Source organism: Azohydromonas australica DSM 1124 (assembly GCF_000430725.1).
Classification (GTDB): domain Bacteria; phylum Pseudomonadota; class Gammaproteobacteria; order Burkholderiales; family Burkholderiaceae_C; genus Azohydromonas; species Azohydromonas australica.
Genome location: NZ_AUMO01000074.1, coordinates 34764 through 47967, shown reverse-complemented (window position 1 = coordinate 47967; position 13204 = coordinate 34764). Strand labels below are relative to the sequence as shown.

Sequence of the window (13204 nt, the reverse complement as noted above, 5' to 3'; positions counted from 1 at the left end):
ATTCCAACTTCAATTTGGAAGTGAAGTAATGATCCAAGACCAAGCGGTAATGGATCGCACGCGCTGGGGATCGTGTTCGAGGCTGCGCAGCGCGTGTTCGAGCTGGTTCTCGACGGCTTCGAGGCTGTCGAAGAAGCGGTTGTGGAAGTACTTCTCGCGCAACTCGTCCCACAGGTGCTCCACGGGGTTGAGCTCGGGTGAGTAAGGCGGCAGGAACAGCGGTCGCACGTTGGGCGGCCACTGCACAGCCGCCTCGTGATGCCAACCGGCACCGTCGATGACCAGCACGATGCGCTCGTTGGGGTGGCGCCGCGCCACTTCATCGACGAAGAGCTGCATGCACTCGGCGTTGACGTGTGGCAGCACCAGCGTGTCGAGTTGCCCGTCGCTGATCGATGCAGCGGCATAGGCATAGGTGTACTGACGGCTGACGACGGCGCGACACACGGGGCGCCAGGGCTTGGGGCACCAGCAGCGGCGCAGATCCACGATGCGTCCGAAGCGTGCCTCGTCCTGGAACATCACGCGCAGCGGCGCGCGCTCGCTCAGGCCGCGCCAAGGCCTCGTCTGCAGCTCAGCCAGTTTTCGGGGCAACCTTTTTTTTCCACCGCCGCTGTGCTGGCGGATCGCCCTGCGGATGCACCCGGTCGGGTGCGAGCTTTCGCCAGCCATGGCGGCGCAACAAGTTGTAGACCGTGGAGGGTGCCGTGCGCTTGCCCAGACGCTGCTCCAGCGCTGCGCGGATCTCGGCCGCCACGACGATCTGGCCCTGGCGTGCACGCTCGACGAAGGGCTCCAGCAAGACCTCTTCCTCGACTCGACTGAGGTAAGCGCGTGGCCCCTGCGCAGGCCGCGTGCGCCGCACGAGGTGGCCCGCAGTGATGAAGCGCCGGCGCAGCTGGCACGCCCAGCCTACTGAGACGCCCAGCGCCGCAGCGGTCTGCTCGATGGACAGGCCCAACAGCAGCGGCAGTACCACCGCCTGCGCCTGGCGCAGCTCCTCCACCGTCTTGGCCTCGCGCAACGCCTGCTGCGCCTGCTCCAGCACTTCGCTACCGCTCGCTGTTCTCGACATGGCCGTGTCCCCGCAGTGGCAGACCCAGCCATTTGTTTCACTCTCAATAGCGCTTTGGAATGAAGCTGCTCCACGACCATAGCGGCCTCAGCGCCCGGCCCTGCTGCCGGGCCAGGATGCCCCCGCTGAGGAGAAATGCGCTTGCCTGCCTCAGGCGCTGTCCTGGATGGCTGCAGCGGGGCGTGAACGTTTCTTCGCAGCAGGCCCGTGCTCCTGCAAGTAGCGCTCGGTGGCCACCTCAACCTCCGGCAGGTTTTCATGCAGCCGGCGCAGCAAGACAACGAGGGTCTGGCGTTCCTCGGGCGTGAGCACTGACAGAAGGGCCTCCTCCCGCACGAGCGCCACGCCCTTGATCTGGTCATGCAGTCGGCGCCCCTTGGGCGTCAGCCGTGCCATGCGCAGCCGCCCATCGTTGGCATCGAGCCCCAGCGTGATCAGACCACGCGATTGCATTTCCTTGAAGCAGCGGCTCACCGCGCCCTTGTCCAGGCCGATGACCCGGGAGATCTGCTGTGCCGACACCTCTTTTTCCACTGCCAGGAGTACCAGGCAGCGCCAGATCTCGATGCCCACGTCGAAGTTGGCCAGGTAATGCTGCGACGCCCCCCTGGAGAGCTTGTTGGCAATCCAGGTGAGGTAGGCCGGGACGTAATTCTCCAGGTCGACGCCGGCGGGCGTGTCCGTCACGGGAGTGACGGCCGCGGCCACCTTGGTTGAGGTTGCTTGGCGAGTGGGCATGGTGTCTGGTGCATTCAGGATTGCTTAACAAAAACCGGCAGCCACAGGGACCGCTCCGTCACTGTAGCCCAAGGCACAGCACCACTGCAGTTGAAAACGAGTTGACGCTAGGGAAAGTTGGTAGGTCAGTTAGTTGATAAATCAAAATGATCTGCCTATATTTGCGCCACATCAATCCGCGCCTGCGACCGGCGTCGGATGGACCAAGCCAAGGAGAAAAGCCGTGCAAGCATTCAAGTGGGCCCTGGCGGCCATCTTCGCAATCAGTGCCGCGCAAGCGCAAGCCGCCACCGTCAAGGTGGGCATCGTGGGACCTTTCTCGGGTCCCTACGCGCACTACGGCAAGCTGTTCAAGGACGCGGTGGAAGCCTATGTCGCCAGCCAGGGCGGCAAGCTCTCCGGCCACGACGTGGAGCTCATCTACCGCGACACCAGCGGCCCGAACCCGACCGGCACGCGCAGCCTGGCGCAGGAGCTCATCGTCAAGGACAAGGTGGACTATCTCGGCGGCTTCGTCTTCACGCCAAACGCCTTGGCCGTGGCACCGCTGATCCAGCAGTCCAAGACGCCCACCGTCATCTTCAACGCCGCGGCCTCTGACATCACGACGAAGTCGGACTACTACCTGCGCACGTCCTACACGCTGTGGCAGGTGACGGTGCCGCTGGCGCAGTGGATGGCCAAGAACGGCGTGAAGAAGGTGGCCACTGCCGTCACCGACTACGGCCCCGGCGTGGACGCGGAAAATGCCTTCAAGACGGAGTTCGTTCGCAACGGCGGCGAGGTGGTGAGCTCGGTGCGCATGCCCATGGCCACCACCGACTTCGCGCCCTTCGTGCAGCGCATCAAGGCCAGCGGCGCGCAGGCCGTCTACACCTTCCTGCCCGGTGGCCCGCCCAACCTTGGCTTCGTCAAGGCCTATGCTGACAACGGCCTGCGCCAGGCGGGCATAGCCTTCTACGGCACGGCCGAGACGGACGAGTTCGACCTGCAGAAGTTCGGCGACGCAGCGCTGGGCTTGACCACCGCGTTCCACTACTCCGCGGCGCACGACTCCGAGGCCAACCGCAAGTTCGCCGCCGCGCTCAAGGCCAAGGCGGGCGACGCGGTGGCCAACTACGCCTCGGTGGGCGCTTGGGACGGCATGGCCGTGATCCACAAGATGATCGAGGCCACCGGCGGCAAGCGCGACCCGGAGAAGGCCATGGCTGCAGCCAAGGCGCTGCAGTGGGAAAGCCCTCGCGGGCCCGTGAAGATCGACCCAGCCACGCGCCACGTCGTCCAGAACGTCTACCTGCGCAAGGTCGAGCGCAGCGGCGGCCAGCTCGTCAACCGCGAGGTGCAGAGCTTCGGAGCGCAGCCCGACCACGGGCTGGCCGCCAAGTAAGCCGCGGCTCCTTCTTCCCTTCCCACAAATTTTTCTTGCAGGGTACCGCTGCCCAAGGCGGTCGCCCCGGGCGTTGCCATGCTGCAAACCTTCTTCAACATCCTCATCGACGGCGTGTCGTACGGCATGGTGTTGTTCGTCATCTCGGTGGGGATGTCGATCACGCTGGGCCTGATGCGCTTCATCAACCTCAGCCATGGGGCGTTGGCCATGGTCGGCGGCTACCTGGCCGCGTGGCTGATGCGCGAGCAGGGGCTGGGCTTCTGGCCGGGCCTGCTGCTGGCGGTGCTGGGCACGGCCCTGCTGGGCGCGCTGCTGGAGGCGCTGGTGCTGCGCCGCCTGTACCGGCGCAGCGAGCTGGAGCAGGTGCTCTTCACCATCGGGCTGAGCTTCTTCCTCGTGGCCACCGTCAATTTGTTCTTCGGCAACCAGGTGCAGCTCATCCCGCTGCCGCCGCTGCTGGCCGGCTCGGTGGACCTGGGGGTGCGCACGCTGCCGGCGCAGCGGGTGCTGGTGATCGTCGCTGGCGCCGCCGTGGCGCTCCTGAGCTGGTTGCTGCTCACGCGCACGCGCTTCGGCATCTGGCTGCGCGCGGCGGTGGACAACAGCGGCACCGCTGCGGCGCTGGGCATCCGCATCCAGCTCGTCTACGGCCTGGCCTTCGCCTTCGGCGCGGGGCTGGCGGCACTGGGCGGCGTGCTCGGCGCCGAGCTCATGCCGCTGGAGCCGCACTACGCGCTGAAGTACCTGGTGGTGGTGCTGGTGGTGGTGGCCGTGGGCGGCATGGGCAGCATTCCGGGAACGCTGGCCGCGGCGCTGCTGCTGGGCAGTGTCGAAACCGCGAGCAAGTACCTGGCCTCCGAGTGGGGCAGCCTCTTCTTCTTCGTGGCCATGGCGCTGCTGTTGGCCTGGCGCCCGCACGGGCTGCTGCGGCGCTGAAACCCTTTAACGACCATGACGACCACACCTGCTTTTGCCGGCGTGCGCGCCCCGCTGCGCGGCGCGGCCTGGCGCCACTGCGCCCTCATCGCCGCCGCCGGCGCGACCGCGTTCTTCGCCTTCCCGGACCAGCTCGGCCTGCTCAGCCGCATCGCCATCATGGCGCTGTTGGTGCTGTCGCTGGACCTGCTGGTGGGCTACGCGGGCCTGGCCACGCTGGGCCATGCGGCGCTGTTCGGTGCCGGCGCCTACGCCGCGGGCATCACCGCGCTGCGCTGGAGCGCCGACCCGCTGCTGGGCCTGCTGGTGGGCGCCGGCGCCGGGGCGGCGCTGGCCGCGCTCTCGGCGCTGCTGCTGCTGCGCTACCAGGGTTTCACCTTCCTGATGCTGACGGTGGCCATAGCCTCCATCGTGCAGAGCCTCGCCAGCAAGTACCGCGAGTGGACTGGCGGCGACGACGGCCTTTCCGGCTACGTGATGCAGCCGCTGCTGGGCCTGGAGTTCGATTTCGAGGGGCGGCTGGCCTTCTGCTACGCGCTGGCGGTGTTGGTGCTGGGCTATGGGTTGGCACGCCGGCTGGTGGACTCGCCGTTTGGACTCTCGCTGCAGGGCATCCACCAGAGCCGCGCCCGCATGGCGGCACTGGGCACGCCGGTGTGGCGCCAGCTCTTCGTGGTCTACACGGTGGCCGGCACGCTGGCCGGCGTGGCCGGCGCGCTGTCGGCGCAGGTTAACACCATCGTCGGCCTGGACAGCCTGGGCTTCGCGCTCTCGGCCGAGGCGCTGGTGATGCTGGTGCTCGGCGGCGCCGGGCGGCTGTACGGTGCGCTCATCGGCGCTGCCGTCTTCATGGTGCTGCACCACACCGCGGCTGCCATCAACCCGTACCACTGGCTGTTCGTGGTCGGCGCGGCGCTGATGCTGGTGGTGCTGCTGCCGCGCCAGCAGCTGGCCCGGTGGTTCGTGGCGCCGCTGCGGCGCCTGCGGCCCGGCCGCGCGCTCGCCACCCCGGACGCCAAGGAGCGCCACGCATGAGCACCCTCAAGCAACCCGTGCTGCGGGTCCGGCAACTGGACAAGCGCTTCGGCGGCCTGCACGTCACGCGCCAGGTGTCGATGGCGCTGCACCGCGGCGAGCGCGTCGCGCTCATCGGCCCCAACGGCGCAGGCAAGACCACGTTGGTCAACCAGATCAGCGGCGTGCTGCAGCCCAACTCGGGCCGCATCGAGCTCGACGGCCGCGACGTCACGCCCCTGAGGCAGGCGCAGCGCGTGCGCGCGGGCCTGGCGCGCACCTTCCAGATCACCACGCTGCCCATGCACATGACGGTGCAGCACCAGGTGGAGATGGCGCTGCACCAGCGCGAGGGCCTGGCGCACCGCGCCTGGCGCTCCATCGATGGCTACCCGCGCGTGCGTGAGGAGGCGCTGCAGGTCCTGGCCGACCTGAAGCTCGCGCACCTGGCGGCGCACACGCCGGCCTCGCTGGCTTATGGCGAACAGCGCCTGGTGGAGCTGGCCTTGGCACTGGCGCTGCGCCCGCGCGTGCTGCTGCTGGACGAGCCCATGGCCGGCGTGCCGCGCGGCGAGGGCCACACGGTGCTGCAGGCGCTCGACAGGCTGCCGGCCGAGCTGGCCGTCTTGATCATCGAGCACGACATGGACCTGGTGTTCCGCTTCGCCCACCGCATCGTCGTGCTGGCCGAAGGCGCCGTGCTGGCGCAGGGAACGCCGGACGAGATCCGCCGCCACCCCATCGTGCGGGCGGCCTACCTGGGGCGCGAGGCATGAGCATGCTGCTGCAGATGCACGAGGTCGTCGCGGGCTACGGCCCGCTGACGGTGCTGAACCACCTGAACCTGTCGCTGGCCACAAACAGCCGCACCGCGCTGGTGGGACGCAACGGCGTGGGCAAGTCCACCACGCTCAAGGCCGTCATGGGCTTGGCCCAGGTGCGCGCCGGGCGCATCGTCTTCGACGGGCAGGACATCACCCAGCTGCCGCCGCACGAGCGCGCGCAGCTGGGCCTGGGCTACGTGCCGCAGACGCGTGACATCTTTTCCTCGCTCAGCGTGGAGGAAAACCTGATCGCCGGGCTCAAGCGCCGGGCGCGCGGCGCGCTGGAGGAGGCCTATGCGCTCTTCCCGCGCCTGAAGGAGCGGCGGCGCAACGCCGGCAACCACCTCTCCGGCGGCGAGCAGCAGATGCTGTCGGTGGCGCGCGCGCTGCTGGGCCAGCCACGGCTGCTGCTGCTCGACGAGCCGCTGGAGGGGCTGTCGCCGCTGATCCGGCAGGAGCTGCTGCATGCCTTCAAGGCGCTCACCGCGGACGGCGCCCTGTCCGTCGTCATCGTCGAGCAGCAGGTGCACGAGGCGCTGGGCTTCGCGCACGACGCGCTGATCATGGATCACGGCGCCATCGTGCACGCCGGCAGCAGCCAGGCGCTGCTGCAAAGCCCCGACATCCTCGACCGCCACGTCGGGGTTGCCGTTTCATAAGCAACAAGACCCTCAGGAGACAACATGACGACAAAAACCATCCTGGCCGCCCTGCTGGCCATGCTGGCCGGCACCGCGCAGGCGCAGGCGAGCGCGCCCGGCGTGCAGCTCTACGGCCTGATCGACGTGGCCGTGGAGCGCCTGAACCACGTGACGCCCGCCGGCGGCTCGCTCACGCGCATGCCCGGCATCACGGCCTCGCTGCCTTCGCGCTGGGGCCTGCGCGGTAGCGAGGACCTTGGCGCCGGGCTGCGCGGCGTGTTCGTGCTGGAGTCGGGCTTCGGTGCCGACACCGGCGCTTCGAACCAGGCCGGGCGGCTGTTCGGGCGCCAGGCCTATGTGGGCCTGTCCAGCCTCACTTGGGGCACGGTCTCGCTGGGGCGGCAGTACAGCATGTACTTCCTGTCCATGCTGGACGCCGGCATCCTGGGCCCGAACATCTACGGCACCGGCTCGCTGGACCCCTACATCCCGCAGGCGCGCTTCGACAACACAGTAGCCTGGCAGGGCCGCTGGGGCCCGGTGAGCGCCGGCGCCAACTACAGCCTGGGCCGTGACGTGGCTGCCCCGCCGGCGGGCACGGGCTGCGGCGGCGAGAGCGCCACCGACACGCAGGCCTGCCGCGCTGCCTCGGCGATGCTGAAGTACGACACCGCCGCCTGGGGTGCTGCCGTGTCATGGGAACGCCAGCGCGGCGGCACCGGGGCCGCCGCGGGGCTGACGTCCAGCGGTCTGACCGACGAGCGCCTGTTCCTCACTGCCTACGCCAAGCTCGGCGCCTGGAAGGTGGGCGCAGGCTGGATCCGCCGCGACAACGAGAGTCCCACCGCCGTGGCACGGCGCAGCAACCTGGGCTACGTGGAGGCGGCCTACGCCGTCACGCCGGCCTTCTCGCTGGAGGGGCAGGTTGCCAGGCTGGACTACCGCGACAGCCCGGCGCAGGCCACGCTGCTGGCGCTGCGCGGCACCTACACGCTGTCCAAGCGCACGGCGGCCTACGTTACGGCCGGGCGCATCGACAACGACGGTCAACTCGCGCTCTCGGTCAGCGGCGGTGCGCCGGGAGGCCTGCCCGTGCCGGGCGGCTCGCAGACCGGGCTGGCCGTAGGCGTGCGGCACGCATTCTGATGAACGCCGTCCGTTCATCGGGAAACTCCCAACTAGTTGATATATCAATAAGTAGCATCATCAAGTCAATAGCGACCGCCATGGCGTCTTGGCCATGCGGCAAGTACCCCGAGGACCCACGATGAACGAGACCGCCGCCATCCCCGAGCTGGACATCGATCCCTACGCGCCTGAGAACCTGCTCGACCCCTACCCGATGCACCAGCGCATGCGCGAGGCCGGCCCGGTGCTGCGCCTGGCGCCCTACCCGACCGTGCTGGCCTGCGCGCGGCACGAGCAGGTGCATGCGGTGCTGAACGACCACGCCACCTTCATCTCCTCCGCGGGCGTGGGACTCACCAACTTCAGGCAGGAACAGCCCTTCCGGCCGCCCAGCCTGATTCTGGAAGCCGACCCGCCGCAGCACACCGCCACGCGGGCGATCCTGTCGCGCATCCTCAGCCCCAAGACGGTGATGCAGATCCGCGCCACCTTCGCGGCCGAGGCCGAGGCGCTCGTCGAGCGCTGCGTGGACAAAGGCAAGATCGACGGCATCCACGACCTGGCGCAGCCCTACCCGCTGAAAGTCTTTCCGGACGCGGTGGGGCTGGACGGCGAAGGCCGCGAGAACCTGCTGCTCTACGGCGACCTGGTCTTCAACTCCATGGGGCCGAGGAACGAGCTGCTGGCGAAGTCGGCTGAGCGGGCAGGCCCTGTGACGCAGTGGATCATGGAGCACTGCCAGCGCGCGCAGTTGCGCCCGGGCGGCTTCGGTGACCAGATCTACCAGGCGGCCGAGGCCGGGGAGATCACGCTGGAGCAGGCACCGCTGCTGGTGCGCTCGTTCCTGTCTGCCGGCGTGGACACCACCATCAACGGCATCGGCAATGCGCTCTACAGCCTGGCGCGCCACCCCGGCGAGTACGCGAAGCTGCATGTCGACCCTGCACTGGCGCGCCCCGCCTTCGAGGAGGCGCTGCGCTGGGAGTCCACCGCCCAGACCTTCTACCGCACGGCCGTGCGCGACACCGAGATCGCCGGCGTGCCGGTGCAGGAGAACACCAAGGTGCTGTGCATGCTGGCCGCGGCCAACCGCGACCCGGGCAAGTGGCCCGACCCCGACCGCTACGACATCACCCGCCGCCCCGTGGGACACATGGCCTTCGGCTCGGGCATCCACGGCTGCGTGGGCCAGGCCATCGCCCGGCTCGAAGGTGAGGTGGTGCTCTCGGCCCTGGCCCGGCGCGTCAAGCGCATCGAGCTCACGGGCGAGCCCACGCGGCGCCTGAACAACACGCTGCGCGCGCTGGAGACGCTGCCGCTGCGTCTGATCCCGGCCTGATTCACGAAGAGACTTCCCATGCCTCAAATCATCTTCATCCATCCCGACGGCCGTGAACAGTCCGTGCAGGCCGCCGAGGGCACCAGCGTCATGCAGGCCGCCACCGGCGCGGGCATCGCCGGCATCGTGGCCGAGTGCGGCGGCTCGGCGATGTGCGCCACGTGCCATGTGTATGTCGAGCCGGCGTGGCTGCAGCGGCTGGAGCCGCCGCTGGCCAACGAGCTGGAGATGCTCGAATGCACGGCCGACGAGCGCCGCCCGGAGAGCCGGCTGTCGTGCCAGATCAAGCTCGGCGCGGCGCTGGACGGCCTGGTGCTGCGGCTGCCCGAGCGGCAGCAGTGAGGGAGGCGACTATGAGCGAGCAGGACGGCCGCGGACCGATCGTGATCATTGGCGGCGGGCATGCCGGGGTGCAGGTGTGCGCGGGTCTGGCCGCGCTGGGACAAGGCGCCCGCGTACATCTCGTGTGCGAGGAGGCGCCGCTGCCCTACCAGCGCCCTCCGCTGTCCAAGTCCTTCCTGAAGAATCCTCAGGAGCCGCTGCAGGAGCATCGCGGCGAGGGCTGGTTCGCCGACGCCGGCATCACGCTGCACCGCGCGGATCCGGCCGTGGCCATTGACCGCGCCCGGCAACGACTGCGGCTGCGCTCCGGGCGCGAGTTGCCCTACCACCGGCTCGTGCTTGCCACCGGCACGCGCGCGCGGCAGCTGCCCCACCTGCACGCCGATCTCGACAACGTCGCGGTGCTGCGCACCGCCGGCGATGCGCAGCGCCTGCGTGCGCTGCTGGAGGCGGCAGCGCAGGTCACCGTGCTGGGCGGCGGCTTCATCGGCCTGGAGGTCGCGGCCACCGCGCGCGCGCTGGGCAAGGCGGTGACGCTACTGGAGTCGGCGCCGCGGCTGCTGATGCGCTCGGTATCGGCCGAGCTGGCGCAGCACGTGCTGGACACGCACCGCGCCGCGGGCATCGATGTGCGCCTGGGCGCGGCGGTGGGCCATTTCGAGGTCGAGGGCACGCGGCTGGCGGCCTTGGGCGTGGACGGCGTGCGGCATCCGGTGGACCTGCTCGTGCTGGGCATCGGCGCCGTACCGCAGCACCAGCTCGCCGATGACGCGGGGCTGGAATGCGAGAACGGCATCGTGGTGGACGAGCACCTACGCACCAGCGACGCGGCCATCCTGGCCGTGGGCGACTGCACCAGCTTTCCCGAGCCCATCACCGGCCGGCGCCTGCGGCTGGAGTCGGTGCAAAACGCCAACGACCAGGCGCGCGCCGCAGTGGCAACACTCACCGGCGCCCCGCAGCCATACCGGGCACTGCCATGGTTCTGGTCCGAGCAGGGCAGCCTGCGCTTGCAGATGGCGGGGCTGATGCCAGCCGAAGGCGTCCGCCAGCACCGCCCCGGGGCGAGCGATACCAGCTTCTCGATCCTGCACTACGCCGGCAAGCGCCTGTCATGCGTGGAGTCGGTCAATGCGCCGCTGGACCACATGGCTGCACGCAAGCTGCTCGACGCCGGCATCAGCCCCGATCCAGCGCTGGCCTGCGATCCGACAAGAACACTGAAGTCCTTCCTGTAATCGCCATGTGCAGGACAGGTTCAGCTTCGACAAACTGCACACACGCCAATCGATGCTCCGCATATTTTCTACTTGCTGGTTGCGTTATAAATTAAATTGACATAAGCGCGATTGGGGCAAACGCAAACAACTTGCCATGGTGCCATGCCGCGCCGCTGCAGCCAGCAATCCCGTTGACGTCACGTCCAAGCCTGCGATACCGCGTCGCGTACCGCAGCCACTGCCGGCACTTCCAGCGCCGTGCCCGTGCTTGCCCAGCACAGCCATGTCCGGCCTTGCCAGCCGTTCCAGACGATCCCCTGGCCCGCGCGCTCGGCTTCGATGGCCTGGTCGCGCCGCATCAAGCCGGCTCCCAGCCCACTGGCCACCATGCCGCGCACGGCGCCCTCGGTGTCGGCCATGGTGCCCGCCGGCACGCCATGGCCTGCTTCCTTGAACAGCGCTTCCAGCTGGGGCCGCAGGCCGCACTCCGGTGACGACGTGACCCAGGGAAGCAACGCCAGCTCGGCCAGGGTCTCCGGCGCGGGGGCGCCCGCAAACCGCGGCGGCAGGACGGCGACGATGTCGCACGCGGTCAGGCGCACCAGCTCCAGGCCGTCGACCTCGGCCTGGTCGCACAGCGCGTAGGCGCAGTCCAGCTCGCCGCGGCGCACGGCCTGCAGCGTGCGCATCGACACCGCCTGGTGCAGCTGCAGCGCCACCTGCGGGTGCTGCTCGGCCAGGCGCACGAACACGTCGCCTAGCCGCAGCGACACCGGATCGCTGACCGTGCCCATGCGCACCGTGCCCCGGGCCTGCCCACGGATCCGCGCCGCGGCCGCCTGCATCGCCTGGGCCGCGGCGATCGTGCGCTGCGCCTCCACCAGCAGCCGCTCGCCAGCGCCCGTGAGCGTCATCCCGCGCGGCACCCGGTCGAACAGCCGCACGCCCAGCTCGTCCTCCAGCGACTTGAGCTGCGCGCTCACCGCCGGCGGGCTCGTGAAGACCGCTTGCGCCGCCCGCGTGAGGTTGCCCTCGGTGGCCACGGCCACGAAGGTCCTGAGTTGGTAGAGCTCCATGGCGCCATTGTCGGCAGCGCGGCCTGCCGGCGCGTGTTGATTTTCCAAACGCGGCAGTCCGCCCAAACGAATGGACCGCGCTCATCGGGGTGCCGAGACTGCCGGGCACTTCCCACTCGCAAAGGATGGCCGCCATGGCTCCTCTTCCGGCCTCACTGGCCTGCCTGGCGCTGGTGTTCGCGACCACCGCCTGGGGCAGCCTGTTCCTTGTTGGCAAGCACGTCATCGGCGTGATCGACCCGGTCTGGTTCACGGTAGTGCGCTACGCCCTGGCCACGGCGCTGCTGCTCATGCTGGTGCAGTGCTTCGGCCGCTCGCCCTGGGCCAAGCTGCGGGCGGACCTGGCGCGCCTGACGATGCTGGGCTTGGCCGGTTACGGCGCCTTCAGCATCCTGGTGTTCGTCGGCCTGCGGCTGTCGGCGCCTTCGCACGGGTCCGTGCTGATGGCGACCATGCCCTTCACGACGCTGGGGCTGCGCTGGCTGCTCGATGGCATCCGCCCCCCGCCGCGGGCCGTGGTCAGCGCGGCGCTGGCGCTGGCCGGCGTGGCCACGGTGGCGCAGCTGCTGGCCGGCAGCGCCAGCGTCACCGCCACCTCGCAGCTGGGGGACCTGATCACGCTGGCGGGCACGCTGGGCTGGGTCTTCTACACCCGTGGCGCCGCCTCGTTGCCTGACCACAGCCCGCTAGAGTACACCGCGCTCACGGCCGCCGCGGCACTGCCATGGCTGGCGACAGGCGCGGCGCTGGCCACGGCGTGCGGACTGATTCCGCTTCCCTCCCCGGCGGTACTGGCGGAATTCGCACCGCAACTGCTCTACGTCGCCGTCGTGCCCACGGTGGCCGCGGCACTGGCGTTCAATCTGGGCGTGCGCCGGCTCGGCGCCCCCATCGGCACGCTGTTCCTCAACGTCGTGCCCCTGTCCGTGATCGCCGTCCGTGCCCTGCTCGGCGCGCCGCCCCAAGCCAGTGAGATCATGGGTGCCGGCCTGGTCGCCATGGCCCTGGCGCTCCATGCGTGGCCGGCACGCAGGGCGTCGGGGCCGGGTCTCGTGAGAGCCCGCTGTCCCGGCGTCCAGGCACGCTGAGCCAGTACGGGAAGGAGCGCTGTCAGCCGCCCTGCCGTACCCAGCCCGCAACGGCCTGGGCCAGTGCCAGCATCTGCGGCGACATCTCGCCGGCCATCGCTGCGCCGCTGTCCGCAACCTGCGGCGCTGGAAGGCGTGACGCCCGCGGCACCCGGGCCGAATGCGAACTGCAGCATCATCCCTACCACGGGGCTGGATCGATTCATGGCGCCCTTTCTCGTCGGGTGCGGCACGGTCAATGTACCGTGCGCATGCCGTGCCGGACGGTGCAGCGGGCGCTGGGTCGTGCCGTAGGCATCAAGGACCCATCCGCGGCTTCCAGAGGTCAGGAACGGGTCCTGCTCTAATCCGTGCACCATCGGCTTCGGCCGCCCGGTGCATGGGTTCGCCATG

Annotated in this window: 14 protein-coding genes; 10 read left to right on the top strand and 4 right to left on the bottom strand. The window is 69.4% G+C overall.

Annotated features, from left to right (window positions below):
* Window positions 1-9 precede the first annotated feature (9 nt).
* From H537_RS55540 to H537_RS42645, 3 genes are all read right to left on the bottom strand, one after another.
* Complete coding sequence (locus H537_RS55540; RefSeq protein WP_238446674.1) at window positions 10-594, bottom strand: IS630 family transposase; 585 nt, start codon at window positions 592-594, stop codon at window positions 10-12.
* Complete coding sequence (locus H537_RS0112515; RefSeq protein ID WP_028998195.1) at window positions 575-1075, bottom strand: helix-turn-helix domain-containing protein; 501 nt, start codon at window positions 1073-1075, stop codon at window positions 575-577. Before H537_RS0112515 ends, H537_RS55540 begins: the two co-directional genes overlap by 20 nt.
* Before the next feature lie 150 nt (window positions 1076-1225).
* Complete coding sequence (locus H537_RS42645; protein WP_084150623.1) at window positions 1226-1813, bottom strand: MarR family winged helix-turn-helix transcriptional regulator; 588 nt, start codon at window positions 1811-1813, stop codon at window positions 1226-1228.
* A 223-nt stretch (window positions 1814-2036) separates the two neighbouring features.
* On the opposite strand from H537_RS42645, the gene H537_RS0112505 reads away from it, so the two are divergent.
* From H537_RS0112505 to H537_RS0112465, 9 genes are all read left to right on the top strand, one after another.
* Window positions 2037-3200, top strand: a complete 1164-nt coding sequence (locus H537_RS0112505) for an ABC transporter substrate-binding protein (RefSeq protein ID WP_043458671.1) — start codon at window positions 2037-2039, stop codon at window positions 3198-3200.
* Between the two features lie 78 nt (window positions 3201-3278).
* Window positions 3279-4139, top strand: coding sequence for a branched-chain amino acid ABC transporter permease (locus H537_RS0112500; RefSeq protein ID WP_211235002.1), 861 nt, complete (start codon window positions 3279-3281; stop codon window positions 4137-4139).
* 15 nt (window positions 4140-4154) lie between these two features.
* Window positions 4155-5174, top strand: coding sequence for a branched-chain amino acid ABC transporter permease (locus H537_RS42640; RefSeq protein ID WP_084150622.1), 1020 nt, complete (start codon window positions 4155-4157; stop codon window positions 5172-5174).
* Window positions 5171-5929, top strand: a complete 759-nt coding sequence (locus H537_RS0112490) for an ABC transporter ATP-binding protein (protein ID WP_028998192.1) — start codon at window positions 5171-5173, stop codon at window positions 5927-5929. Before H537_RS42640 ends, H537_RS0112490 begins: the two co-directional genes overlap by 4 nt.
* Window positions 5926-6636 (top strand): ABC transporter ATP-binding protein, encoded by a 711-nt coding sequence (locus tag H537_RS0112485; RefSeq protein WP_028998191.1) that lies wholly within the window; start codon window positions 5926-5928, stop codon window positions 6634-6636. Before H537_RS0112490 ends, H537_RS0112485 begins: the two co-directional genes overlap by 4 nt.
* Window positions 6637-6660: 24 nt before the next feature.
* Window positions 6661-7764: a porin gene (locus H537_RS0112480; protein WP_028998190.1), complete on the top strand. Its 1104-nt coding sequence runs from the start codon at window positions 6661-6663 to the stop codon at window positions 7762-7764.
* A gap of 121 nt (window positions 7765-7885) precedes the next feature.
* Window positions 7886-9085 carry a cytochrome P450 gene (locus tag H537_RS0112475; protein WP_028998189.1) on the top strand — a complete coding sequence of 400 codons (1200 nt, stop codon included), beginning with the start codon at window positions 7886-7888 and terminating at the stop codon, window positions 9083-9085.
* A gap of 18 nt (window positions 9086-9103) precedes the next feature.
* Window positions 9104-9427: a 2Fe-2S iron-sulfur cluster-binding protein gene (locus H537_RS0112470; RefSeq protein WP_028998188.1), complete on the top strand. Its 324-nt coding sequence runs from the start codon at window positions 9104-9106 to the stop codon at window positions 9425-9427.
* A gap of 11 nt (window positions 9428-9438) precedes the next feature.
* Entirely contained in the window at window positions 9439-10665 is a 1227-nt protein-coding gene (locus H537_RS0112465; protein ID WP_028998187.1) for an NAD(P)/FAD-dependent oxidoreductase, read from the top strand.
* A gap of 179 nt (window positions 10666-10844) precedes the next feature.
* On the opposite strand, the gene H537_RS0112460 is transcribed toward H537_RS0112465, so the two are convergent.
* Window positions 10845-11723, bottom strand: coding sequence for a LysR family transcriptional regulator (locus H537_RS0112460; RefSeq protein ID WP_028998186.1), 879 nt, complete (start codon window positions 11721-11723; stop codon window positions 10845-10847).
* A gap of 134 nt (window positions 11724-11857) precedes the next feature.
* Here H537_RS0112460 and H537_RS42635 point away from each other — a divergent pair, with 134 nt between their 5' ends.
* A complete protein-coding gene (locus H537_RS42635; protein ID WP_169516996.1) occupies window positions 11858-12811 on the top strand; it encodes a DMT family transporter in 954 nt (317 codons plus the stop codon).
* Window positions 12812-13204: the final 393 nt, after the last annotated feature.